General features: G+C 74.3%; 19 protein-coding genes. 9 read left to right on the plus strand and 10 right to left on the minus strand.

Annotation, left to right across the window (positions count from 1 at the left end; genetic code table 11):
• Positions 1-286: 286 nt before the first annotated feature.
• Entirely contained in the window at positions 287-715 is a 429-nt protein-coding gene (locus tag IAG43_RS08715; protein ID WP_187740183.1) for a CBS domain-containing protein, read from the plus strand.
• Between the two features lie 99 nt (positions 716-814).
• The gene (locus IAG43_RS08720) at positions 815-2,572 is read left to right on the plus strand and encodes an NAD+ synthase (protein WP_187740184.1); all 1,758 of its coding nucleotides are present in this window, start codon (positions 815-817) and stop codon (positions 2,570-2,572) included.
• Here the strand turns inward: IAG43_RS08720 and IAG43_RS08725 are convergent.
• Positions 2,541-3,773, minus strand: coding sequence for an MFS transporter (locus IAG43_RS08725; protein ID WP_187740185.1), 1,233 nt, complete (start codon positions 3,771-3,773; stop codon positions 2,541-2,543). The two genes, IAG43_RS08720 and IAG43_RS08725, sit on opposite strands and share 32 nt — an antisense overlap.
• 281 nt (positions 3,774-4,054) lie before the next feature.
• The gene (locus IAG43_RS08730; RefSeq protein ID WP_187740186.1) at positions 4,055-5,080 is read right to left on the minus strand and encodes an endonuclease/exonuclease/phosphatase family protein; all 1,026 of its coding nucleotides are present in this window, start codon (positions 5,078-5,080) and stop codon (positions 4,055-4,057) included.
• Positions 5,081-5,517: 437 nt separating this feature from the next.
• On the opposite strand from IAG43_RS08730, the gene panB reads away from it, so the two are divergent.
• The gene (gene panB / locus IAG43_RS08735) at positions 5,518-6,396 is read left to right on the plus strand and encodes a 3-methyl-2-oxobutanoate hydroxymethyltransferase (protein ID WP_187740187.1); all 879 of its coding nucleotides are present in this window, start codon (positions 5,518-5,520) and stop codon (positions 6,394-6,396) included.
• 93 nt (positions 6,397-6,489) lie between these two features.
• On the opposite strand, the gene IAG43_RS08740 is transcribed toward panB, so the two are convergent.
• Complete coding sequence (locus IAG43_RS08740) at positions 6,490-6,852, minus strand: cupin domain-containing protein (protein ID WP_187740188.1); 363 nt, start codon at positions 6,850-6,852, stop codon at positions 6,490-6,492.
• Positions 6,853-7,082: 230 nt separating this feature from the next.
• Between IAG43_RS08740 and IAG43_RS08745 the strand changes: the two genes are divergently transcribed.
• Positions 7,083-8,090: an ATP-binding cassette domain-containing protein gene (locus IAG43_RS08745; protein WP_187740189.1), complete on the plus strand. Its 1,008-nt coding sequence runs from the start codon at positions 7,083-7,085 to the stop codon at positions 8,088-8,090.
• Complete coding sequence (locus tag IAG43_RS08750) at positions 8,087-8,917, plus strand: ABC transporter permease (protein WP_187740190.1); 831 nt, start codon at positions 8,087-8,089, stop codon at positions 8,915-8,917. Before IAG43_RS08745 ends, IAG43_RS08750 begins: the two co-directional genes overlap by 4 nt.
• 142 nt (positions 8,918-9,059) lie before the next feature.
• On the opposite strand, the gene IAG43_RS08755 is transcribed toward IAG43_RS08750, so the two are convergent.
• Entirely contained in the window at positions 9,060-12,956 is a 3,897-nt protein-coding gene (locus IAG43_RS08755; RefSeq protein ID WP_187740191.1) for an AfsR/SARP family transcriptional regulator, read from the minus strand.
• Positions 12,957-13,120: 164 nt separating this feature from the next.
• Here IAG43_RS08755 and IAG43_RS08760 point away from each other — a divergent pair, with 164 nt between their 5' ends.
• A complete protein-coding gene (locus tag IAG43_RS08760) occupies positions 13,121-13,918 on the plus strand; it encodes a site-2 protease family protein (RefSeq protein WP_187740192.1) in 798 nt (265 codons plus the stop codon).
• 11 nt (positions 13,919-13,929) lie between these two features.
• Here the strand turns inward: IAG43_RS08760 and IAG43_RS08765 are convergent, their stop codons facing one another.
• Together IAG43_RS08765 and npdG are read right to left on the minus strand one after the other, a co-directional pair.
• Entirely contained in the window at positions 13,930-14,130 is a 201-nt protein-coding gene (locus tag IAG43_RS08765; RefSeq protein ID WP_187740193.1) for a hypothetical protein, read from the minus strand.
• Between the two features lie 197 nt (positions 14,131-14,327).
• The gene (npdG, locus tag IAG43_RS08770) at positions 14,328-15,041 is read right to left on the minus strand and encodes an NADPH-dependent F420 reductase (RefSeq protein ID WP_187740194.1); all 714 of its coding nucleotides are present in this window, start codon (positions 15,039-15,041) and stop codon (positions 14,328-14,330) included.
• Between the two features lie 281 nt (positions 15,042-15,322).
• On the opposite strand from npdG, the gene IAG43_RS08775 reads away from it, so the two are divergent.
• Positions 15,323-16,654: an MFS transporter gene (locus tag IAG43_RS08775; protein WP_187740195.1), complete on the plus strand. Its 1,332-nt coding sequence runs from the start codon at positions 15,323-15,325 to the stop codon at positions 16,652-16,654.
• Between the two features lie 124 nt (positions 16,655-16,778).
• On the opposite strand, the gene IAG43_RS08780 is transcribed toward IAG43_RS08775, so the two are convergent.
• On the minus strand, positions 16,779-17,003 hold the full coding sequence (locus IAG43_RS08780) for a hypothetical protein (RefSeq protein ID WP_187740196.1): 225 nt from the start codon (positions 17,001-17,003) through the stop codon (positions 16,779-16,781).
• Positions 17,004-17,106: 103 nt separating this feature from the next.
• Here IAG43_RS08780 and map point away from each other — a divergent pair, with 103 nt between their 5' ends.
• The gene (map, locus tag IAG43_RS08785; protein WP_187740197.1) at positions 17,107-17,964 is read left to right on the plus strand and encodes a type I methionyl aminopeptidase; all 858 of its coding nucleotides are present in this window, start codon (positions 17,107-17,109) and stop codon (positions 17,962-17,964) included.
• A 161-nt stretch (positions 17,965-18,125) separates the two neighbouring features.
• Entirely contained in the window at positions 18,126-18,776 is a 651-nt protein-coding gene (locus IAG43_RS08790; RefSeq protein WP_187740198.1) for a biliverdin-producing heme oxygenase, read from the plus strand.
• 123 nt (positions 18,777-18,899) lie between these two features.
• Here the strand turns inward: IAG43_RS08790 and IAG43_RS08795 are convergent, their stop codons facing one another.
• The 3 genes from IAG43_RS08795 to IAG43_RS08805 form a co-directional block, all read right to left on the minus strand.
• Complete coding sequence (locus IAG43_RS08795; RefSeq protein WP_187740199.1) at positions 18,900-19,688, minus strand: PhzF family phenazine biosynthesis protein; 789 nt, start codon at positions 19,686-19,688, stop codon at positions 18,900-18,902.
• A gap of 263 nt (positions 19,689-19,951) precedes the next feature.
• Positions 19,952-21,553 (minus strand): HtaA domain-containing protein, encoded by a 1,602-nt coding sequence (locus IAG43_RS08800; protein WP_187740200.1) that lies wholly within the window; start codon positions 21,551-21,553, stop codon positions 19,952-19,954.
• A 49-nt stretch (positions 21,554-21,602) separates the two neighbouring features.
• Complete coding sequence (locus tag IAG43_RS08805) at positions 21,603-23,072, minus strand: HtaA domain-containing protein (protein ID WP_187740201.1); 1,470 nt, start codon at positions 23,070-23,072, stop codon at positions 21,603-21,605.
• Positions 23,073-23,292: the final 220 nt, after the last annotated feature.

Genomic DNA, 23,292 nt, shown 5'->3' on the forward strand with positions numbered 1-23,292 from the left:
GGGCCCGATGACCAGGGCGGCGGACGTCCGGGCCGGGCGGCCTGCCGGTGGGGGCCCCGGGGTGCGGAAGTCCGGGCGCCGGCCGCGGCGCCGGCGTTCGGGCGCGGACTCCCGGCAGGCGGCAGGCGGGGCCGCGGGACCGGTGCACAGGCGCGGAGTTCCGCGCGCGCCCGGGCCAGGTGCCGGTGGGGGGCGAGGGCGGGCCCGTCGTCCCCGGTCGCGTACGCCGAACGGCCCAACGACAATGGCATGGCTCGGGGCCTACGGCATCCAGGAGGCACACCTCATGACGACGGCCAAGGACATCATGCACCCGGGGGCCCAGTGGATCCCCGCCCACGAGACCCTCGACCGGGCCGCGCAGCTGATGCGCGAGCTGAACGTCGGCGCCCTGCCGATCGCCGACGCCGACGAGCGCCTGTGCGGCATCCTCACCGACCGCGACATCGTCGTCGGCTGCGTGGCCATGGGGCACGACCCGTCGCAGGTGACCGCGGGCGAGATGGCGCAGGGCACCCCGCGCTGGATCGACGCCGGGGCGGACGTCGGCGACGTGCTGCGCGAGATGCAGGGCCACCAGATCCGCAGACTGCCGGTGATCGAGGACAAGCGCCTCGTCGGCATGATCAGCGAGGCGGACCTCGCGCAGCACCTGAGCGAGCCGCAGATCGCCGAGTGGGCGGAGCGCGTGTACGCGGCGAGCGGCCCCCGGTAGGCCGGTCCGCCCCGCGGTACGGTCCGCCGCACGCTGCGCGGTGGACCGTACCGCAGATCACAGGGACATCGCGTCAGAAAGACGATTACACTGGGCGGCGTGCCTCAACTACGTCTCGCCCTGAATCAGATCGACTCGACCGTCGGCGACCTCGCCGGCAACTCCGAGGCGATCGTGCACTGGACCCGGCACTCCGCCGAACAGGGAGCGCACCTGGTCGCGTTCCCCGAGATGGTGCTGACCGGCTACCCCGTCGAGGACCTGGCCCTGCGGTCGTCCTTCGTCGAGGCCTCCCGTTCCGCGCTGCGCGCGCTGGCCGCGCGTCTCGCGGACGAGGGCCTGGGCGGGCTGCCGGTGATCGTCGGCTACCTGGACCGTTCGGAGAGCGGAAGCGTCCGCTACGGCCAGCCCGCCGGCTCGCCCCGCAACGCCGCGGCCGTGCTGCACGGCGGTGAGGTGGTGCTCACCTTCGCCAAGCACCACCTGCCGAACTACGGCGTGTTCGACGAGTTCCGCTACTTCGTCCCCGGCGACACCCTCCCGGTGATCCGCGTCCACGGCGTGGACGTGGCGCTCGCGATCTGCGAGGACCTGTGGCAGGACGGCGGACGCGTCCCGGCGGCCCGCAGCGCCGGGGCCGGGCTGCTGGTGTCGATCAACGCCTCCCCGTACGAGCGGGAGAAGGACGACACCCGCCTGGAGCTGGTGCGCAAGCGGGCGCAGGAGGCCGGCTGCACGACGGCCTACCTGGCGATGATCGGCGGCCAGGACGAGCTCGTCTTCGACGGCGACTCGATCGTGGTGGGCTCCGACGGCGAGGTCGTCGCGCGTGCCCCGCAGTTCGCCGAGGGCAGTGTGGTGCTCGACCTGGAGCTCCCCGCCGCCGCGGCCGAGCCGGTCACCGGCGTGGTGGACGACGGGCTGCGCATCGACCGCGTGGTGCTCTCCGAGGAGCCGCTGCCGGCGTACGAGGCGGAGCTGACGGGCGGCTACGCCGACCGGCTCGACGACGACGAGGAGGTGTACACGGCGCTGGTGGTGGGTCTGCGGGCCTACGCTGCGAAGAACGGCTTCCGCTCGGTGCTGGTCGGTCTCTCCGGCGGCATCGACTCCGCGCTCGTCGCCGCCATCGCCTGCGACGCGCTGGGCGCGCGGAACGTGTACGGCATCTCCATGCCGTCCAAGTACAGCTCGGACCACTCCAAGGGCGACGCCGCCGAGCTGGCCCGCCGCACCGGGCTCAACTTCCGCACCGTGCCGATCGAGCCGATGTTCGACGCGTACATGGGCTCGCTGGGCCTGACCGGGCTGGCGGAGGAGAACCTCCAGTCGCGGCTGCGCGGCACGATGCTGATGGCGGTCTCCAACCAGGAGGGCCACATCGTCCTCGCGCCCGGCAACAAGTCCGAGCTGGCGGTGGGGTACTCGACCCTGTACGGCGACTCGGTCGGCGCGTACGGACCGATCAAGGACGTCTACAAGACGACCGTGTTCCGCCTCGCGAAGTGGCGGAACCGGGCCGCCGGGGAACGGGGACAGACCCCGCCGATCCCCGAGGCGTCGATCAGCAAGCCGCCCAGCGCCGAGCTGCGCCCCGGCCAGGTGGACACCGACTCGCTGCCGGACTACGACGTGCTCGACCGGATCCTGGAGCTGTACGTCGACCGGGACCAGGGCAAGGACGCCATCGTGGCGGCCGGCTTCGACGAGGAGCTGGTCGCGAAGACGCTGCGGATGGTGGACACGGCGGAGTACAAGCGGCGCCAGTACCCGCCGGGCACCAAGATCTCGGCGAAGGGGTTCGGCAAGGACCGGCGGCTGCCGATCACGAACCGCTGGCGCGAGACGACGGGCTGACCGGCCGCTCCGCGCCCAGGGGGCTTCCCGCCACGAGGCGGGAGGCCCCCTTCGCCGTCCGGCCGCGGTCGAGCAGTCCGGCGACGGCGGCGACGGCCAGGCCCACGACGGTGAGGCCCGCGCCGACGAAGGCGGGCGAGGTCCAGCCCCAGCCGGCCGCGATGGCCGTGCCGCCGAGCCAGGCCCCGCCGGCGTTGGCGAGGTTGAACGCCGAGTGGTTGGAGGCGGACGCGAGGGTCGGGGCGTCCTGCGCCTTGCGCATGACCAGCATCTGGAGCGGGGTCGTCGTCATGAAGCCGACCGCGCCGAGGACGACCACGGTCACCAGCGCGAGCCACGGGATCCGCACGGCGAAGGGGAACGCGGTGAGCACCAGGGCGAGCGCGGCGAGGGAGCCGTAGAGGGTCGGCCGCAGCGCCCGGTCGGTGAGCGGCCCCGCGGCGAGTGCGCCCAGCGTCATGCCGATGCCGAACAGGGCGAGGACCAGGGTCACCGTGGACTCGCCGAAGCCCATCGCCTCGGTGGTCATGGAGGCGAGGTACGAGTAGACGGCGAAGACCCCGGCGAAGCCGAAGACGGCGGTGAGCAGCCCCAGCAGGACCTGCCGGTGGCCCAGTGCCCGGATCTCGCGGCCGATGCCCCGGTGGGTCTCCGGCTCGCCGGCCGGGATCAGCCGGGCGAGGGCGGCCATCGAGACCAGGCCGATCGCCGTGACCACGAGGAAGGTGGCGCGCCAGCCGAGGTGCTGGCCGAGGGCGGTGGCGGCGGGCACGCCGACGATGTTGGCGACGGTGAGGCCGAGGAACATCGTGGCCACGGCCCTGGCCTGCCGGTTCTCGGCGACCAGCCGGGCGGCGACGACGGCGCCCACGCCGAAGAAGGCGCCGTGCGGCAGTCCGGCGAGGACCCGGCCCGCGAGCAGGGTGCCGAAGCCGGGCGCGAGGGCGGAGGCGAGGTTGCCGACGGTGAACAGGGCCATCAGGAGCAGCAGCATCCGCTTGCGCGGGACACGGGAGCCGAAGGCGGTGAGCAGCGGGGCGCCGACGACGACGCCGAGGGCGTAGGCGGACACCAGGTGCCCGGCGGTGGGGACGGAGGTGCCCAGGTCCCCGGCGACCTCGGGGAGGAGGCCCATCATCACGAATTCGGTGGTTCCGATGCCGAAGGCGGAGAGTGCGAGGGCGAGGAGCGCCGTGGGCATGGAGCGGGGACCTTTCCGAGGGGGTTCCGGGCGGACGGGCGGGTTTCCCGTGCGGGAACCCACCATAAGTTCTCTTCCGGAACAAATTCTCCCAGGGGATTCGTTCCCGCCGGTGAACACGGGGTTGCGGGAACGCGGTGCGACGGAGGTCACACCCTTCTCCCGGGCCCCGGGCTGCCAGGAGGACCCCGCGCCCCCGCGCCGAGCGTGACGCGCGCCGCCACCGGTCAGAGCGTAACGCGCGCCGCCACCGGTCAGAGCGTGACGCGCGCCGCCACCGGTCAGAGCGTGACGCGCGCCGCCACCGGGAGGTGGTCGCTGTCGGTGCGCGGCAGCGTCCACGAGGAGACCGGCTCGACACCGCGGACCATGATCTGGTCGATCCGCGCCATCGGGAACGACGCCGGCCAGCTGAAGCCCATGCCGTCGCCCGCCGCGCCCTGGGTGGACCGCATCTGCGAGGTCACGGCGTTGAGCGAGCGGTCGTTCATGGTGCCGTTGAGGTCGCCGAGGAGCACGATCCGCTCGTGCCGCGACCGTGCGATGGCCTCGCCCAGGGCGTCGGCGCTCGCGTCGCGCTGGCCGGCCGTGAAGCCCGCGTTCAGCTTGACGCGCACCGACGGCAGGTGCGCCACGTACACCTCCACCGGCTTGCCGGGCACCATGACCGTCGCGCGCAGCGCGCGGACCCAGCCGAGCCGGATGTCCACCGGGGCCTCGCCGGTGATCGGGTACCTGCTCCACAGGCCGACGGTGCCCTCGACCACGTGGTGCGGGTAGGTCGCCGCCAGCGCCTTCTCGTAGGTGCCGACCTGGCCCGCGGGCAGTTCCTGGAGCGCGACGACGTCGGCGCCCGAGGCGGCCACCTCGCGCGCGGTGCCGGCCGGGTCCGGGTTGCCGGCGTTCACATTGTGGGAGGCGACGGTCAGGTCGCCGCCGGTCGCGGCGGACTTGCCGGTCAGCAGCCCGCCGAAGAGGTTGAGCCAGACGACCAGCGGCAGCAGCACCGCGATGAGCGCGGTGGCGGACCGGCGCACCAGCGCCCCCACCAGGATCAGCGGCACGAACACCCCGATCCACGGCAGGAACGTCTCGATGAGGCTGCCGAGGTTGCCGATCCGGTTGGGGATCTGCGCGTGCAGGATCATCGTGAGGGCGATCACCACGGCGAACAGCGCCAGCAGCAGGCCCCGGCGCCAGATGCCCCGGTCGCCGCGCCACCGGTCGAGCAGGCCCCGCAGCCGGGAGCCGGACGGCCGCGGGTCCGCCACGCCGTCGTCCGTCTCCGTCGTGTACGCCTGCACCATGAAGCCGTCCTCACTGCCGTGCTCACTGCCGTGCCGTCGTCCCGGTCCGCCGTCCCCGGTCCGGGGCTCGGGCGCCGGGCCCTGACAGGACCCTAGATCCCTCGCGCACCGGGGGCGAAGACCGGTGGCCGCCCCGTCGTGCGCCGTGCGCCCGGCGACGGCCGTACTGGTGCGATGACGAAGGGTGGGCGCGCGGGGTTCCTGCCCGTGGGGCAGGGGCGGCCCCTGTGACGAAACGCGCACATTCCAGGGCCCCGGTGCGTCGCACCGGGGCCTGACGGGGACCGCCCGTACCGCTCCCACCTGCGCTGTCGCCCGCGGCGCCGCGGCACCGCGGCAAGCCCCCTTCCGCCGGGGCGGCACGAAGTGCCACCATGGAGTCGGTCCGGGGACGCCGTCAGGGCGCCTCGAGATGACGAACGAGGAGCCGATCAGCCATGACGCTTCAGGCTGCGAAGAACACGAACGCCGCCGCGCCTCCCGCCGACAGCACCACGTCGCTGTACGGGGCCGCCCGCAACCGCCGCATCTCCGTCCACGACATCGCCCGCGCCAAGGAGCGCGGCGAGAAGTGGGCCATGCTCACCGCGTACGACGCGATGACCGCGTCCGTCTTCGACGAGGCCGGCATCCCGGTCATGCTCGTCGGCGACTCCGCGGGCAACTGCCACCTCGGCTACGAGACCACCGTCCCCGTGACGATGGACGAGATGACCTTCCTGTCCGCCGCGGTCGTACGCGGCACCCGGCGCGCCCTGATCGTCGGCGACCTGCCCTTCGGCTCGTACCAGGAGGGCCCGGTCCAGGCGCTGCGCAACGCCACCCGGCTGGTGAAGGAGGCGGGCGTCGGCGCGGTGAAGCTGGAGGGCGGCGAGCGCTCGCTCGCCCAGACCGAGCTCATCGTCGAGTCGGGCATCCCGGTCGTCTCCCACCTGGGCCTGACCCCCCAGTCGGTGAACACCATGGGCTACCGCGTCCAGGGCCGCGGCGACGAGGCGGCCCACCGGCTGCTGCGCGACGCCAAGGCCGCGCAGGACGCGGGCGCGTTCGCCGTCGTGCTGGAACTCGTGCCGGCCGAGGTCGCGGCCGAGGTCACCCGCTCCCTGCACATCCCCACCATCGGCATCGGCGCCGGCCCGCACACGGACGCCCAGGTCCTGGTGTGGACCGACATGGCGGGTCTGACGGGCGGCAAGGTGCCGCGCTTCAGCAAGAGTTACGCGAACCTGCGCCAGAGTCTCACAGACGCCGCGAAGGCGTTCGCCGAGGACGTCGCGGGCGGCGCGTTCCCCGCCGAGGAGCACACCTTCCACTGACCATCTCCGGCACCACGACAGCCCGCCGATCGTCCCCCGTCGGCGGGCTGTCGCCTGTGCCGGGCCGTGCCGGGCCGGACGCTGCCGCTACCGCTACCGCTTGGCGTAGTCGCCGAAGCCGGCCCAGTCGAGCACCACGCACGCCTCGTCGCCGAGGGTCCACGCGTCGTGCCCGGGGGCGATCGAGATGAAGTCGCCGGGGCCCACCTCGGCGCTCTCGCCGTCGTCCATGACGATCTTCATCCGGCCGCTGGCGAGATAGCCGACGTGCGCCGCCGTGCAGCTGTCGGTGCCCGCGATGGGCTTGACGTGGGAGGACCAGCGCCAGCCCGGTTCGAAGACGGCCCTGCCGACCGGGCCGTGGTCGGTGTGGAGGAGGTCGAGCCTCCCCTTGCCGTCCTCGAAGGGGCGGGTCTCGTCCGCCGCGTCGAAATTCCTGCTCACGATTCCCGCCATGGGAACCGCCTCCTGGCTCCGTGAGGACGCTCCCGAGTCCGTCTTCCACGGTACGCCGGGGAGGCCGGCCGAAGAGGGCCGGCGAGGTCCCGTCCACGGCACGCCGGCGGCCCGCCGGGAGTCCACCGACGGACTCCCGACGGTCTGCCGGCGGCCCCGTCGGGAGTCCGTCGGCGGCCTGTCGGAGGTCTGTCGGCGGTATGTCGGCGGGCCCCGGCATCGTCGTCGGCATGACACGCATCGACAAGCACGCCGTCGAGGTCCGGGGCCTCGTGAAGACGTTCGGCGACACGAAGGCGCTGGACGGCGTGGACCTCGACGTCCGCGAGGGCACCGTGCTCGGTGTCCTCGGGCCCAACGGCGCCGGGAAGACCACCCTCGTCCGCTGCCTCTCCACGCTGATCGTCCCCGACGCCGGGCACGCCGTCGTCGCCGGCTGCGACGTGGTGCGACAGCCCCGGCAGCTCCGCCGCCGGATCGGGCTCACCGGCCAGTACGCCTCCGTCGACGAGAAGCTCTCCGGCCGGGAGAACCTCTACATGATCGGGCGGCTGCTGGACCTGTCCCGCAAGGACGCCCGCGTCCGCGCCGACGAACTGCTGGAGCGCTTCTCGCTCACCGAGGCCGCGAAGCGCCCGGCCGCGCAGTACTCCGGTGGCATGCGGCGCCGGCTCGACCTGGCCGCCTCCATGATCGGCCGGCCCGCGGTGCTCTACCTGGACGAGCCCACCACCGGACTCGACCCGCGCACCCGGGGCGAGGTCTGGGACGAGGTGCGGCGCATGGTGGCCGAGGGCGCGACCGTGCTGCTCACCACCCAGTACATGGAGGAGGCGGAGCAGCTGGCCGACGAGCTCACCGTCATCGACCGCGGGCGGGTCATCGCCGGCGGCACCGTCGAGGAGCTGAAGTCCACCGTCGGCGGCCGGACCCTGGTGATCAGGCCCGGCGACCCGGCCCATCTGCCCGCCATGGTGCGGGCGGTGACCGAGGCCGGGCTCGACGGCGTCGGCGGCGTGCAGGCGGTGCCCGACGAGGGCCGGCTGCACGTGCCGATCCTCACCGACGAGCAGCTCACCTCGGTGGTGGCCCTGCTCGCCGGCCGCGGCTTCGCCATCGCCCACATCGCCACCCATCTGCCCAGCCTGGACGAGGTCTTCCTCGCCGTCACCGGCGGGCGCACCACGCCCGCCGCCCCCGCCGCCGGCGGCACGATCCCCGAGGAGGTCGCGGCATGAGCGCGGCAGCGTCCACCGTCCCTGTCACCGCCGCCGTCCCCGCCTCCGAGGGACGCATCGGCCTGCGGGCCAACCTGCGGCACATCGGCGCGCTCGCCCGGCGCAACGCGCTCCAGATCAAGCAGGACCCCGAGTCGATGTTCGACGTCCTGCTGATGCCGATCGTCTTCACCCTGCTCTTCGTCTACGTCTTCGGTGGCGCGATCTCCGGCAAGGGCAACCAGGACGCCTACGTCGGCTACCTGGTCCCCGGGCTGATGGCCATGATGGGCATGAACATCGCCATGGCCGTCGGCACCGGCATCAACGACGACTTCCGCAAGGGCGTGATGGACCGGTTCCGGACCATGCCCATCGCCCGCTCGTCGGTGCTGATCGCCAAGATCGTCGTCGAGACCGGCCGGATGCTGATCGCGATCACGATCCTGCTGGCCATGGGCTTCCTGCTCGGCATGCAGGTCGAGACCTCCGTCCTCGGGCTGCTCGCGGCCGTCGGCCTGTCCGTGGTGTTCGGCGCCTCACTGATGTGGATCTTCATCCTGCTCGGTCTGACCATGAAGACCGCCCAGGCCGTCCAGGGAGTGGCCATGCTCGTGCTGATGCCCCTGCAGTTCGGCTCGTCGATCTTCGCGCCCACCGAGTCGATGCCGGGCTGGCTGGAGACCTTCACCGACTACAACCCGCTGTCGAACCTCGCCGACGCGGCCCGCGCGCTGGTGAGCGGCGGACCCGCGGCCCACTCGGTCTGGACGACCCTGGCCTGGGCGGTGGGCATCACCCTGGTCACGGCGCCGCTGGCGGTCCGGCGCTTCCGCAACAAGACCTGACCGGCGCGGGCCGGACGGACACGGCGCAGAACGGGCTCGGCACCGGACGGACACGGCACCGGCCCGCACGGCAGCGGTGGCCCGGCTCCGGGGCCCGGGCCGGGGCAGCGACGGCCGGTGCCCGGCGGCTACGGGCCCGGGGCTACGGGGCGTGCACGAGGGCGGCGGCCTCCTCCAGGGTGAGGCCGGCGCCCTCCGCGTACAGGGGGTCGAAGGCGTCGCCGAGCCGGGCGCGGGCGGCGTCCTCGGTCCGCCGCAGGTCCTCGCGTTCCGTGACGGTGGCGACATGGCCGGGCGGCAGCAGACCGGCGTGCGCGCCGACCAGCAGCGCGCCCCGGCGCGCCGCGTCCGCGTCGAGGGCGATCAGCGCGCCGGCCGCGGTGAGCACGTGCATCGCCGGCAGTTGCGGGGCGATGGTCATCGACAGCGGCTCCATCGCGGTCACGAGCGCCGTCCGCGCCCCGGCGAGCGCCTCGGCGGCCATGCCGTCCCGGAGGTCCAGCCAGGCCACCATGCCGGTGACCATGGCCTGGAAGAGGACCAGCGTCTCCCCGTTCAGGTCCTTGCTCAGCAGCCGGAGCTGCTCCCGGCACTCGCCGGTCCGTCCGGTGCGGCCGAGCAGCACCGCGAGGAAGAGACGGGCGGCGGGCAGTGCCTCGTGCGCCGCCTCGCCGCCGCCGGTGACGACGTCCCGCAGGATCGCCTCGGCCTCGGCCGTGTGCCCGCTCTCGGCGAGCGTGTTGGCGAGCCGGGCGCGCAGCAGGTCCACCTGGCCGCCGACGCCGACGCGGCGCGCATGGGTGATCGCCGCCCGGCAGTCCGCCGCGGCCCGTTCGAAGTCGCCCCGGCGCTCGTGCGCCTCGGCCCGCGACGACAGCGCCTCGGCGATGCCCCAGGCGTCCCCGAGCCGCTCGAAGATCTCCAGGCTGCGGTCGGCGTCCCGGAGCGCGTCCCCCGCCCACTGGGCGCGGTTGGCGAGGAGGTTGGCGCGCTGCTGGAGGGTGACCGCGAGGTCCCAGGGGTGGCCGGCCGCCTCGGCGGTGCGCACGCTCTCGTTCAGGATGTGGCCGACCCGTTCGCCGTCACCGGTCAGCAGCACGGCGTAGAACCAGAGCGAGGCCGGGAAGCGGCACGCCTGCGGCAGGGAGGGGTCGTACACCGTGACGACCCGTTCCAGCCACTCGTGCTTGTCGGGGGCGGTCCAGTCGTCGGACCCGTAGTCCATGCTGACCATCCGGATCAGCGCCACCTGGCGTCTGGCCTCGGCCAGCATCTCCGGCGCGAGGGGCGGCGGTTCGTCGGTGCAGCGGGCGGTCAGCGGGGGCAGGGGCCGCAGCGGGGGCGCGAACGGGTCCTCGTGCAGGGCGGCGACCCAGCCCGTCCACTGGCGGGCGTCCGACCGCAGATCGCGCATCTGCCAGTACCAGGACAGGGAGATGACCAGGCAGAGCGCCTCCTCCTCCGCGCCGCGGGCGACGGCCCGGCGGACGGCGGCGCGCAGGTTCTCGTACTCGCGCCGCAGCGTGCCGAGGGCGGCCTGCTGACCGCGTCCGCGCAGCAGCGGGTCGGTGGTGCGGGCCAGCTCGCGGTAGTGCACGAGGTGCCGCCACTCGGCCCCGGCGCGCTCCCCTGCCTCGTCGAGCCGTTCCCCGGCGTACTCGGCCACCGTCTCCAGCAGCCGGTACCGCATCCGCCCGTCGTCCGCGGGCTCGGCGACCACGAGGGACTTGTCGACCAGCGCCCCGACGGCCCCGGCGACGTCCGCCGCCCGCAGCGCACCGGCGGCGCTCTCCGGCGCGCCGTCCCGTGCGCTGTCCGGGAGCGGGGTCCGGCTCTGGCTCTGATGCGGGCTCTGGCTCTGGTGCGGGCTCTGGTGCAGGCTCTGGTTGCGGGCGCCGTCCGGTCCCGGGAGCGGGTCCGGGGCACCGTCCGGTTCCGGAAGCGGGCCGGACCGGTTCGGGGCCGGGCGGCCCCCGGCGGGGCGGCCGGGCGGTGCGGCGGGACCGGCGCAGACGGACTCCGCCGCCTCCAGGTCGCAGCCTCCGGCGAAGACCGACAGGCGGCGCAGGACGGCGCGTTCGTCGTCGGCGAGCAGGTCCCAGGACCAGTCGACGACCGCGCGCAGGGTCTGCTGCCGCGGCAGGACGGTGCGGCTGCCGGTGGTGAGCAGCCGGAACCGGTCGTCGAGACGGTCCGCGATCTGGCGCGGCGTCATCATGCGCAGCCGGGCCGCCGCGAGTTCGATCGCCAGGGGCATGCCGTCCAGCCGGCGGCAGATCTCGGCGACCGCGGACGCCGTCTCCTCGTCGGCGTCGGCGCGGAAGCCGGGCCGTACGGAGGCGCCGCGTTCGGCGAAGAGGCGGACCGCCATCGGGCCGGGCAGCGGGTCCACCGGGCGCAGCGACTCCCCCGGGACGCCCAGTGGTTCACGGCTGGTCGCCAGCACGGTCAGCCCGGGGCACTCCTCCAGCAGCCGCTGCGCCAGGGTCGCGGCCGCGTCCACGACGTGCTCGCAGTTGTCGAGGAGCAGCAGCATCCGGCGGCGGGCGCAGTGCTCGGCCAGCCGGGTCGCGGCGTCGTCGCCGTGCCGGTCGGCGGCCCGCAGTTCCTCCGCGCCGCCCGCCCGCAGCACCGTCTCGCGCCCGCCGACCGCGGTGAGCACCGCCTCGGGGACGGCGGACGGGTCGCGCACCGGGGCGAGTTCGGCGAGCCAGACCCCGTCCGGCCAGCGGTCGGCGAGGGCGTCGGCGGCCTCCTGGGACAGGCGTGTCTTGCCTGCCCCGCCCGGTCCGAGGAGCGTCACCAGGCGGGCGCCCGCCAGATCCTCGGTGAGGGCCCGCACCTCGGGCTCCCGCCCCACGAAACTCGTCAGCCGGGCCCGCAGATTGCCTCGCGGAGCGGCAGCCTCCGGTGCCCGGGTCCCGGAGTCGTGCGCCCCCGGGCCGTGCGCCCGCGGGGCGGGCGGGGCTCCGGCGGTCTCCGGGTGGGCAGGGGCGGACGGGCCCGGGTGCGGTCCCGTCCCCGGCGCCGCTGCCTCCGGGTGCGGGCGCTCCCCCGGGGCGTACGGGGCCGCCGGAGCCGCACCGCCGGCGGGCGCGGGCGTCGTCGGGGTGGCGAGGGGGGCCGCGGACGCGCCGCCGGGGGCGGCGGGCCGTGCCGTCCCCGAGCCGTCCGGGCCGACGGCCTCGGGCGGCCCCGCAGCCGGGGTGGTCCCCGGCGCGGACGGGGGCGCCCGGTCGGGACCGGCGGGCGCGGGCGCGCCCCCCGGGTCCGCCGCCTGCCGCACTCCCGGGGCGGGGCGTGCGGGGGCCGCCGGCCGGAGCAGGGCCGTGTGCAGCGCGGCGAGCTCCGGTCCCGGGTCGGCGCCGAGCCGGTCGGCGAGGGTGCGCCGCACCTCCTCGTAGGCGACCAGGGCCTGCGCGCCCCGGCCGGTGTCGCGCAGGGCGCGGATCCGCAGGACGTGCAGGGGCTCGTCCAGCGGGTGCGCCCCGCACAGAGCGGTCAGCTCCGGCAGGACCTCCTCCGCCCGTCCGAGGCGGAGCGCCGCGCCGATCCGGGCCCGGCGTGCGTCCAGGCGGCGCGACTCCCAGCGGGCCTCGGCGGCCGCACGGTCCGGCAGGTCGGCCAGGACGGGACCGTGCCACAGCGCCAGGGCCTCGTCGAGGAGGGCCGCCGCGTCGGCGGCGCGGCCTTCCGCGAGTGCCCGGACGCCCTGTGCGGTGAGCCGCTCGAACCGGTGGAGGTCCACGTCGTCCGCGTCGGCGACGAGCCGGTAGCCGCCCTCGTCCGAGGCGACGGCCGCGCGCCCGAGGGCCCTCCGCAGGCGGCCGACGAGCGCCTGCACCGCGGCGGGGGCGTCGGCGGGCGGGTCACCGGCCCACACCTCGTCGACCAGCACGGTCACGGGGACGGTGCGTCCCGCACGCTCGGCGAGGACCGTCAGCAGGGCGCGCAGCCGGGCGCCGCCGAGGGCGACGGGAACGCCGTCGTCGGTCAGGGCCCGGGTGGTGCCGAGGAGACTGAAACGCACGCGCCCCATTGTTCCCGACGGCGCGGTCGGGGCAGACGTCAGGAGCGGCACCGGGGCGGCGGCAGGAACCGGCGCGGGGGCGGGCTCGTTCTCCCCGTGTCACCTCCGCGGTCCGTCCCCCGCGCCGCCGGGCCCGGCCCGCACCCACCCGGCACCGTTCAGGAGACGCGCCCATGACCACTGCCGCCCGGCGTCACGGCGACCGACGGATCAGTCCCGTCTTCCTCGGCATCGTGGCCGTGACGGCGGTGTCCGGCTGGGCCGTGTGGACCGGTTTCGCGACGCTCACCGGTCTCGCCGTCTTCCTCTTCGTGGTCGGCGCGTGGATCGTCTCGCTCTGCCTCCACGAGTACGCGCACGCCCGGACGGCCCTGCACGGCGGCGACGTCTCGATCGGCGCCAAGGGCTATCTGACGCTGAATCCCCTGAAGTACACGCACGCGCTGCTCAGCATCGTGCTGCCGGTGGTCTTCGTGATCATGGGAGGGATCGGTCTGCCGGGCGGCGCCGTCTTCATCGAACGGCACCGCATCCGGGGCCGCTGGCGGCACAGCCTGATCTCGGCCGCCGGTCCGCTGACCAACGTGCTCTTCGCCGTGGCGTGCACGGCGCCGTTCTGGCTGGGCGCGCTGGACGGGGTGCCGTGGCCGTTCCGGTTCGCCCTGGCGTTCCTCGCGATGCTCCAGGTCACGGCGGCGGTCCTGAACCTGCTGCCGGTGCCGGGCCTGGACGGCTACGGGGTGGTCGAGCCGTGGCTGTCGCACTCGCTGCGGCGGCGGGTGGAGCCGTTCGCGCCCTTCGGGCTGCTCGCGGTCTTCGTGGTGCTGTGGCTCCCGGCGGTGAACGGCGTCTTCTTCGACGGGGTCTACGCGGTGATGGACGCGTTCGGCGTCCGCGAGGCGGAGATCTGGTGCGGCCGGGACCTCTTCATGTTCTGGCGGGGCACCGGCGACTGGTGCCAGGTCCCCTGATCCGGCGGAGGCTAGCGCGCGGCTGCGGCCGGTCCGTCCGCGGCCTGCTGTCCGGCCTTCGCGCGGCGGTGGTAGTACCAGGCCATGTTCGACGACACACCGGCGAGCAGCACCCACACGATCCCCAGCCACATGCCCTGGGTGAAGGAGACCACGGCCGCGACGACGGCGAGGACGCAGACGACGAGGGAGTAGAGAGCGAGGCGGGGCATGGGGTACGGCTCCTGTCGGGTCCTGCGGATGGGTCGTGCTGCGGGTCCTGCTCGGGGCGCCTCCCGCGTACGCGGGGAGGCGCGCCCCCAGTGTCCCCCATGCCGTGCCGCGGCCCCCGCGCCCCCCGCCCGGCGCGGCGGCCGGCGGTACGGCCCGCGTCCCACCGCGGGCCGCTCCGGGGATCGCGGGAGGGCCCTTACACGTCGGTGACGCGCAGTCCGGCGTGCGCCTTGTACCGGCGGTTCACCGAGATCAGGTTGGCGACGAGCGACTCGACCTGGTGGGCGTTGCGCAGCCGGCCGGCGAAGACGCCCCGCATGCCGGGGATGCGGGAGGCCAGGGCCTGCACGACGTCGGTGTCCGCGCGGGATTCGCCGAGGACCATCACATCGGTGTCGATCTCGTCGATCGACGGGTCCTGGAGCAGCACGGCCGACAGGTGGTGGAAGGCCGCGGTGACCCGCGAGTCCGGCAGCAGGGCGGCGGCCTGCTCGGCGGCGCTGCCCTCCTCGGGCTTCAGCGCGTACGCGCCCTTCTTGTCGAAGCCCAGCGGGTTGACGCAGTCGACGACGATCTTCCCGGCGAGCTCCTTCTGGAGCGTCTCCAGGGTCTTGGCGTGGCCGTCCCACGGCACGGCCACGATCACGACGTCGCTGCGCCGGGCGCACTCGGCGTTGTCGGCGCCCTCGACACCGAGGCCCAGCTCCGCTGCGGCGGTCTCGGCGCGGTCCGCGGCCCGCGAGCCGATGATCACCTTCTGGCCGGCCTTGGCCAGCCGGTAGGCGAGCCCCCGGCCCTGGTCACCGGTGCCGCCCAGCACCCCGACGACGAGGTCCGACACGTCGGGGAGGTCCCAGGGGTCCTTGGCCGGGGCCTTGGCGGCGGGTCCCGTGTTCTCAGTGGAAGTCATGGCCCGACCTTACTGGCGGGTCGGGCCGCTCCCGAGGGGTTCGGCGATCTCCGGCGGGATCCGGCGGACTCCGTCGGAATCAGGTCGGCGCGGCGGCCGGGGAAACGGCGCCGCCGCGCCGCGCGGCGGGCCGGCCGGCCGGAAGACGGTCCCCGACCGGTGATCCGGGGCCCGGAAAACCTCCCCGACCGGTCATCCGGACCCCGGGAAACCTCCCCGACCTGTGATCTTGGCCAAATTCAGTTGCCTCGGACGACCGTCGGGGCCGAGCATGGCCTTCCGTGACATCAAAGCTCTCCGCCGTGCTGCCCGATCTCTCGCCATGGCGTTCCTCCCCCGACTTCCGGTTGCTGTGGGTGCAGGGGCTGGTCACCTACTTCGCCAGCTTCATGGCGATGATCGCGCTGCCGCTCCAGATCAAGGAGATGACCGGCTCCCCGCTCGCCGTCGGCGCGATGGGCGCCGTCGAGCTCGTGCCGCTGATCGTCTTCGGCCTCTACGGCGGTGCGCTCGCCGACGCCGTCGACCGCCGCAGGATGATCCTCGGCACGGAGGCCGGGCTGGGCCTGCTCGCCCTGATCCTGCTGGTGAACGCGATGCTGCCGGAGCCCATGCTCTGGCCGCTGTACGTGGTCGCGGCGGGCGTCTCGGCGCTCGCCGGTCTCCAGCGCCCCGCGCTGGACTCGCTGATGGCCCGGATCGTGCCGCACGACCAGCTGACCGCGGCCGCCGCGCTCAACGCGCTCCGGTGGCAGGTCGGCGCCATCGCCGGTCCCGCGCTGGCCGGTGTGGTGGTGGCGTACGCGGGACACGCGACGGCGTACGGGATCACCATCGCCGGATTCGCCGTCTCCGTGGTGCTGTGTCTGCGCCTGTCGCCCGCGCCGCCGGCCAAGGGGGCGGACAAGCCGTCGCTGCGCGGCATCGCGGAGGGCGCCCGGTACGCGTGGAGCCGGCCGGTGCTGCTGGGCACCTACGCGATCGACCTGGCGGCGATGCTCTTCGCCTTCCCCAACACCATCTTCCCGTTCCTCGCCGACGACCTGGACGCCGAGTGGTCACTGGGCCTCATGTACGCGGCCGGGTCGGTCGGTTCGGTCGTCCTCAGCCTGACCAGCGGCTGGACGTCGCGGGTGCGGCGGCACGGCCTGTTCGTGGTGTTCGGCGCCGCGGGCTGGGGTCTGGCGATCTTCGCCGCGGGCTGGTTCTCCAACGTGTGGCTGGTCCTGGTGTGCCTGGCCTTCGCCGGGGCGGGCGACATGCTGAGCGGGCTCGGCCGCTCGACGATCTGGAACCAGACGATCCCCGAGGAGCTGCGGGGGCGGCTGGCCGGCATCGAGGTGCTCTCGTACAGCGTCGGCCCGCAGCTGGGCCAGGTCCGCGCCGGCGCCATGGCCGGCTGGACGGGCACCCGGCCGGCGATCTGGTCCGGCGGCCTGGTGTGCGTGGTGTCGGTCGGTCTGCTGGCGGCGACGCTGCCGAAGCTGATCACCTACGACGCGCTCACCGACGAGGACGCCAAGCGCCGGCGCGCGCAGCAGGAGGCCGCCGCGGCGGCGGCCGAGGAGGCGCCGGGGGACGGCGCGGGAGAGGCGTCCGCGGCCCAGCGGTGACGCGGGCCGATCGTGACGCGGGGCCGCGCGGGTACGGGCCGGCCGTGACGCGTGCCGACACGGACGCGGACCGATCGTGACGCGTGCCGCGCGGGTACGGGCGTCCGCCCCGCGCGGCGGACGCTCACTCCTCGGGGCGGGCCGGCGCGTCGTGCCACCGGGGGTCGTTCTCCCATTCGAGGTTCCGTTCCCGGGCCGTCTCCATCGCGTGCTGCGCCTCCTGGCGCGAGGTGTACGGCCCGAACCGGTCCTTGGCCGGGCACTCCGGCCCCTCCTCGACCTTCTTGTGCTCCAGGCAGTAGTACCACTCGCCCGGTTTGCCCACCGTGCGCTTCTTGAACAGTGCCATCGGCTGCTCCTTCCTCTCAGAAGCGGGCGTCCGGCCCCCGCTGGACCCGGACGACTGCTTCTTGGGCCATGCTGCCCCACGGAGCCTGGTTAGACTCGCTGGCATGTCTGGCCAGTCGCTGCTCGTACCGGGGGAGCTCTCCCCCCACCGCTCCGTTCCCGCCTCCATCCGCCGCCCCGAGTACGTCGGGAAGGCGGCGCCGGCGCCGTACACCGGACCCGAGGTCCAGGACGCCGACACCGTCGAGCGGATGCGCGTCGCCGGGCGCATCGCCGCACAGGCGATGGAGGAGGCCGCCAAGCACATCGCCCCCGGCGTCACCACCGACGAACTCGACCGTGTCGCGCACGAGTTCATGTGCGACCACGGCGCGTACCCGTCGACGCTCGGCTACCGCGGCTTCCCCAAGTCGCTGTGCTCGTCGGTGAACGAGGTGATCTGCCACGGGATCCCGGACTCCACGGTCCTGCGCGACGGCGACATCGTGAACCTGGACGTCACCGCGTACATCGGCGGGGTGCACGGCGACAACAACGCCACCTACCTGTGCGGCGACGTGGACGACGCGTCCCGGCTGCTGGTGGAGCGGACGCGGGAGTCGCTGAACCGCGCGATCAAGGCCGTCAAGCCGGGCCGGCAGGTCAACGTCATCGGCCGGGTCATCGAGTCCTACGCCAAGCGCTTCGGCTACGGAGTGGTGCGCGACTTCACGGGGCACGGCATCAACTCGTCGTTCCACTCCGGCCTGATCATCCCGCACTACGACGCGCCCCACGCGACGACGGTGATGCAGCCGGGCATGACCTTCACCATCGAGCCGATGCTGACGCTGGGGACGCACGAGTACGACATGTGGGACGACGGCTGGACCGTCGTCACCAAGGACCGCCGGCGGACGGCCCAGTTCGAGCACACCCTGGTGGTGACGGAGACGGGCGCGGACATCCTCACGCTGCCGTAGCCGCGGGGCGCGGCGCCACGGGCGGACCCCTGCGGGCCGTTTTTACCGACAGGACGTCGGGAATGTTACCGACATGACGTCGGGAACCAGTTGACTTAGGTAAGCCTAAGTTGCGATGATCCTACCCGGTTCCCGTCACTTTCCGGCTCCGGAGGTCCGCCTTGGACACGCCCTTCTCCACACAGATCCGTGTCGCCTCGCACGAGCAGCACACCGAGGCGGAGACCTCGCCCTTCATGGGGCACCTCCTCGGCGGGCGGCTCGGTGTCGAGGCGTACGCGCGCTACACCGAGCAGCTGTGGTTCGTGTACCGCGCCCTGGAGGACGCGGCGGGCTCGCTGGCGGGCGACCCGGTGGCCGGGCCGTTCGTGCGGCCGGAGCTGATGCGGACGGCGGCCCTGGAGCGCGACCTCGCGCATCTGCGCGGACCGGGCTGGCGCGACGGCCTCACCGCCCTCCCCGCGACCGCCGCGTACGCGGCCCGCGTCGCGGAGTGCGCCGCGACGTGGACCGGCGGGTACGTCGCCCACCACTACACCCGCTACCTCGGCGACCTCTCGGGCGGCCAGATCATCCGCGACCGCGCGGAGAAGACCTGGGGCTTCGACCGCAAGGGCGACGGCGTCCGGTTCTACGTCTTCGAGGAGATCGCCAACCCGGCCGCCTTCAAGCGCCTCTACCGGGAACTGCTCGACGCCGTGGAGGCGGACGAGCTGGAGCGCCGCCGGATCGTCGACGAGTGCAAGCGTGCCTTCGACTTCAACGGGGCGGTCTTCCGCGAGCTGGACGCGGAGTTCCCGCTCAGCGCGTGAGCCCCGCCGGGCGGGGTGCGGCCGCAGTGGCGGGCCGCACCCCGCCCTTGGCGTTGCACGGGCTGTCCCGCGGCCCCCGGCGGGCAGCGGCCGCGGGTCCCGCCCCGGCCGGCCGGGGCGGCCTCAGGAGGCCGGGAGGACCGACCCGGGCAGGGTGACGGCGTGCGGCAGCCGGGAGCGGGTGAGGCGTTCGACCGGCGCGATGCGGGCGGCCCCGCCGCCGCTCACGGAGTCCCGGGGCAGGTCGTCGTGGCCGTCACCCGGTGTCGAGACCAGCCGGACACGGCCCCCGATCTCCACGATGCCGTCGGGGCCGGGCGCGGTCAGGATCTGCGAACCCCGGCCCTGGACGATGTTCAGTGCCCGGCCGAGCCGGTCGGTGAGGAGCAGGGCCGCCGCGCCCGTCGCCTCGTCCTCGACGACACCGCCCGCCCGGCGCGGGAAGGCGCGTGCCCGTACCCGGCCGGCCGCCTCGTCCTCCCAGGCCCAGGCGTAGAGCCAGCCCTCTCCGGGCGGCGGCGCCGGCAGGGCGTCGATCTCGGCCGGTGAGGCGTACTGCTCCAGGGTGCGCGGGGGCGCCCACTCGGCGCGGGCGGTGATCCAGGTGAACTCCCCGTCGTGGCGGGCCCACACCTCGCCCGCGGGCGGGTTGACCGCCTCCAGGTCCAGCAGCCAGGCGGCCCCGACGAGCGGGTGGCCGGCGAACGGCAGCCGGGCGCCCGGCGTGTAGATGTCGACGACGCCGCGCTCGGGGTCGTCGACGAAGACCGTCTCGCTGTAGCCGAGCCCGTCCGCGAGCGCCTGCCGGGAGGCCTGGTCGGGGTACGGGCGCGGGTCGCGCACGACGGCGAGCGCGTTGCCGAAGCCGCCGTCCGGCGCGCAGAAGACCTGGAGCACGTCGATTCCGTTCACCCCGGCATTGAAGCACTTGCCCCGGGCATCCGTCCGCCCCGTCCCGTCCGGGATCTCCGCCCTGGTGCCGTCGTCGACCGGACCGCGAGCGGATTGCGGTGCGGTGCGGCCGGCCGTGCGGCCGGGGGCCGCCCTCAGCCGGACGGGGCCGCGTGGAAGGCGGGGGTCCCGCCTGCGGGACCTCGCCCCGGGCGGGAACACACCGCTGCCCCGGACCGTGGCGGGTCCGGGGCAGCGGCGCTCCCGTGCGGGACGGCGCCGGGTCAGGAAGCGGGCTGCGCGCCGCGGCGGCGGACGGCCACGACGGCGGCCGCGCCGGCGGCGGCGATCACGCCCGCGCCGGCCAGCAGCGCGCCGACGGGCGCACCGGAACCGGTGCTGGCGAGTGCGCCGGTGCCGCCCGCGACCGTGCCGCCGCCGACGGTGCCGCCGCCGGCCGAACCGCCGGTGCCCCCGGTGCCCCCGGTGCCGCCGGAACCGCCCGTGGAGCCGCCGGTGCCGCCACCGGTCGAACCGCCGGTGCCGCCCGGGAGTTCGGCGTCCTTGTCGAGGGAGACGGAGAGGGAGACCGGGTCCATCGCGGCACCGGCCGCGTAGAAGCCGCCGAACGCCTTGGCGCCGTCCGCGGTCAGCTCCGCCGGGACGCCGCTCAGGGTGACGACGCCGTCCTTGGCGGCGATGTCGCCCTTCGGCAGGTCGAGGGCGGCGAGGGGAAGGTCGTCGAAGGTGGAGACCTCGTGCGTCTTCTGGTCCTTGGCGGAGACGTCGGCGAGCAGGGTGCCCTTGCCGTTCTTCACCTCGGTCCGCAGGCCGCTCAGCTTGAGGTCGAGGACGTACTCGCCGCCGGCCTCCTGGTGGCCGAGGAAGCGGACCGATCCGCCGAAGCCCGCGCCGAGGCTCTGGCCGTCCTTGTCGAAGGCGCCGGTGGCCTTGGTGAAGCGGTAGATCTCACCGTTCTTGACGGCGCCGTCCGCGAGTTCGGCCTTGCCCTTGGCGATCGGGCCGGCGACGTAGCTGCGGAAGGACTCCTTCACACCCCAGTCGAGGTTGCCGTCGACGATCGGGCCGTCCTCGGGGGCGGGCTGCTGCGACGGGTCGTCGGTGGGGGTGGGCTTCGGCTCCTCGGACCCGGACGGGGTGGGCTTCGGGTCCGTGGACGGCGACGGGGAGGGGTCGGTGGAGGGCGACGGGTCGGTGGACGGCGACGGGTCGGGCTTCGGCGGCGCCTGCTTCACCGTGAGGGTGGCCGGGTCGAGGGCGGCGCCGGCCGCGTAGAAGCCGGCGAACGCCTCGGAGCCGTCGGCGGTCAGCTTCGCGGGGATGTCCTTGAACACCATCGCGCCGCCCTCGCCCTGGCCCGGCCGCACACCGGTGAGGTCGAGGTCGGCGATGACGGCGTCGTCCTTGGTGACGACGGTGCCGTCCATCTTCTTGCTGGTGTAGTCGGCGGTGACGGTGCCGGACTCGCGGCCGGTGGCGACCTTGATGTCGCCGATCTGCACGTCGAGGATGCCGCCGTGGCCCTGGAAGCGGACCTTGCCCTTGAAGGCGGTGTCGGAGGCGTGGGTGCCGGTGTCGTAGCTCCCGGTGCCGTCGGTGAAGGTGAAGACGCCGTTGCCGGCGACCTGGGAGGCGCCGTCGGAGGCGGTGATGCTGCCGTGGGCGATCGGGCCGGCGACGTACTTGCGGAAGGACTCCTTCAGGCCCCACTCCAGGGTGCCGTCCACGAGTTCCAGCTTCGGCGCGGCTGCCGGGGCGGCCTCGGGGCCGGCGGCGAGCGCCGGGAGGACGAATCCGGTGGCGCCGAGGGTGACGGCGGTCGCTATGACGGCGCCGAGGGCGAGCGGGCGGCGTGCTGCTGCCATGGTCGGGGGTCTCCTTGGGTCGTACAACGGGGGTGGAGTGGGGGTGGGTTCAGTTCTCGTCGCCGGCGGCCGGACCGGGGGGAGCCGGCGCGGACGGAGAACCGGCGGCTGCCGCGCGCCGCCGCCGGAGGGCGACGAACACGGCGGCTGCCGCGAGGGCGAGCAGGCCGGCGGCCAGGGCCGCGTAGGTCCCGGTGGAGGACGACGAGGCGGTCTTCGCCGTGTCGTCCGCCTGCTCGGTGGGGTTCGGGGAGGGCTTCTGGGCCGCAGGGGCGGCGGAGGCCGAGGCGGTGGGCGCGCTGCCGAGGTCGGGCAGGGCGGGCAGCTTCGCCTTGTCGTCGACGGCGACGGCGAGGGAGACCGGGTCCATCTCGGTGCCGGCCCGGTAGAGCGAGCCGAACGCCTTCGACCCGCCCTCGGTGAGGGTGGCCGGCGCCTCGGTCAGCCGTACGAGGCCGTCCTTCGGCGCGAAGTCCTTCGCCTCGAAGGTGACGAGGGAGACGGCCTTCTCGGTCTTCCCGCCGCCGGTGACGTCGGCGACGAGGCTGCCCCTGCCCTTCCCGACGCGGACGGAGACCTTCGAGAGGGTCAGGTCGAGGTCCTTGCCGGTGAAGCGCACGCTGCCCTGGAAGGCCGCGTCGAGGGTCTGCCCCTCGGCGTCGTAGACGCCCTTGCCGCCGGTGAAGCGGAACAGCGCTCCCCCGTCCTGCGCCCCGCCGGCGAGGGTCCACTGCCCCTGCGCGATGGAGCCGGTGACGTACTCGCGGAAGGTGCGGCGGACGCCCCAGTCGACGGCGGCGTCGTGGAACGCGCCCTCGGCCTTAGCGTCCTCGTCCGTCTTCTTCCCGTCGTCGGCGGCGGACGGGGACGGCTTCGCGGGCTGCTTCGCGGCGGGGGCGGCGACGTCGACGGAGAGGCTGACCGGGTCGAGCGGGGTGCCGGCGGTGTAGTACCCGGCGAACGCGGTCGCGCCCTGCGAGGTGAGGGTGGCGGGCACACCGGTGAGGGAGACGGGGCTGCCGCCGCCGCGCATGTCGACGCCGGACAGATCGAGGCTGGCGAACGCGACCTGCTGGTAGGTCGTCACCTTTCCGCTGCCCCGCGCCTTGCTGACCATGTCCATGTGGACCGTGCCCCGGCCGCCGGAGATCCGGACGGTGGGATTGCTGACGCGCAGGTCGAGTTCGTGACCGCCGTCGGGCTTCTGGTGGCCGAGGAAGTGGACCCCGCCGGCGAAGCCGGACCGGAAGGCGCCCGTCGCCGGGTCGTAGGAGCCGTTCGCGGAGTGGAAGCGGAACTGGCTGCCGCCGACGGTCGCGGCGCCCCCGGTCAGACGCCAGCTGCCGTTCGCGATGGGCCCGGTGATGTAGCTCTGGAACGACGCCTTGATGCCCCAGTCGAGCCTGCCGCCCTGCACCGTCCGGTTCTCGGCGTGGGCCGCGGTGGCCGGAAGCAGCGCGGCCAGCACCGCCGCGAGCAGGGCCACCGCGAGGGCGCGGGACGGTCTGAAGGGATGCATGGGTCACTCCGCAGGGGACAAGGAGGCATGAACCGGCACAGGCCGGAACGACCCGGACCTGGTAAGCGAGGTAAGGCTAACCTAAGCTACGGTGTGCCCGAATCGGAACCCTGCCTTCACAGGAACTCCGGACGATCCGCACGACACGACGCGCGGACCGCCCGAAAACGGGACACGGGTGACGAGAACACAGTTGACGGACAGACAGGACGGTGCCCTT

This window comes from Streptomyces genisteinicus, assembly GCF_014489615.1.
GTDB lineage: Bacteria > Actinomycetota > Actinomycetes > Streptomycetales > Streptomycetaceae > Streptomyces > Streptomyces genisteinicus.

What these genes read in the sequence shown, in the direction of transcription:
- IAG43_RS08715 (WP_187740183.1), top strand. Translation starts at nt 287, where the DNA reads ATGACGACGGCCAAGGACATCATGCACCCGGGGGCCCAGTGGATCCCC.
- IAG43_RS08725 (WP_187740185.1), bottom strand. Translation starts at nt 3,773, where the DNA reads ATGCCCACGGCGCTCCTCGCCCTCGCACTCTCCGCCTTCGGCATCGGA.
- IAG43_RS08730 (WP_187740186.1), bottom strand. Translation starts at nt 5,080, where the DNA reads ATGGTGCAGGCGTACACGACGGAGACGGACGACGGCGTGGCGGACCCG.
- panB (WP_187740187.1), top strand. Translation starts at nt 5,518, where the DNA reads ATGACGCTTCAGGCTGCGAAGAACACGAACGCCGCCGCGCCTCCCGCC.
- IAG43_RS08740 (WP_187740188.1), bottom strand. Translation starts at nt 6,852, where the DNA reads ATGGCGGGAATCGTGAGCAGGAATTTCGACGCGGCGGACGAGACCCGC.
- IAG43_RS08745 (WP_187740189.1), top strand. Translation starts at nt 7,083, where the DNA reads ATGACACGCATCGACAAGCACGCCGTCGAGGTCCGGGGCCTCGTGAAG.
- IAG43_RS08750 (WP_187740190.1), top strand. Translation starts at nt 8,087, where the DNA reads ATGAGCGCGGCAGCGTCCACCGTCCCTGTCACCGCCGCCGTCCCCGCC.
- IAG43_RS08755 (WP_187740191.1), bottom strand. Translation starts at nt 12,956, where the DNA reads ATGGGGCGCGTGCGTTTCAGTCTCCTCGGCACCACCCGGGCCCTGACC.
- IAG43_RS08760 (WP_187740192.1), top strand. Translation starts at nt 13,121, where the DNA reads ATGACCACTGCCGCCCGGCGTCACGGCGACCGACGGATCAGTCCCGTC.
- IAG43_RS08765 (WP_187740193.1), bottom strand. Translation starts at nt 14,130, where the DNA reads ATGCCCCGCCTCGCTCTCTACTCCCTCGTCGTCTGCGTCCTCGCCGTC.
- npdG (WP_187740194.1), bottom strand. Translation starts at nt 15,041, where the DNA reads ATGACTTCCACTGAGAACACGGGACCCGCCGCCAAGGCCCCGGCCAAG.
- IAG43_RS08780 (WP_187740196.1), bottom strand. Translation starts at nt 17,003, where the DNA reads ATGGCACTGTTCAAGAAGCGCACGGTGGGCAAACCGGGCGAGTGGTAC.
- map (WP_187740197.1), top strand. Translation starts at nt 17,107, where the DNA reads ATGTCTGGCCAGTCGCTGCTCGTACCGGGGGAGCTCTCCCCCCACCGC.
- IAG43_RS08800 (WP_187740200.1), bottom strand. Translation starts at nt 21,553, where the DNA reads ATGGCAGCAGCACGCCGCCCGCTCGCCCTCGGCGCCGTCATAGCGACC.
- IAG43_RS08805 (WP_187740201.1), bottom strand. Translation starts at nt 23,072, where the DNA reads ATGCATCCCTTCAGACCGTCCCGCGCCCTCGCGGTGGCCCTGCTCGCG.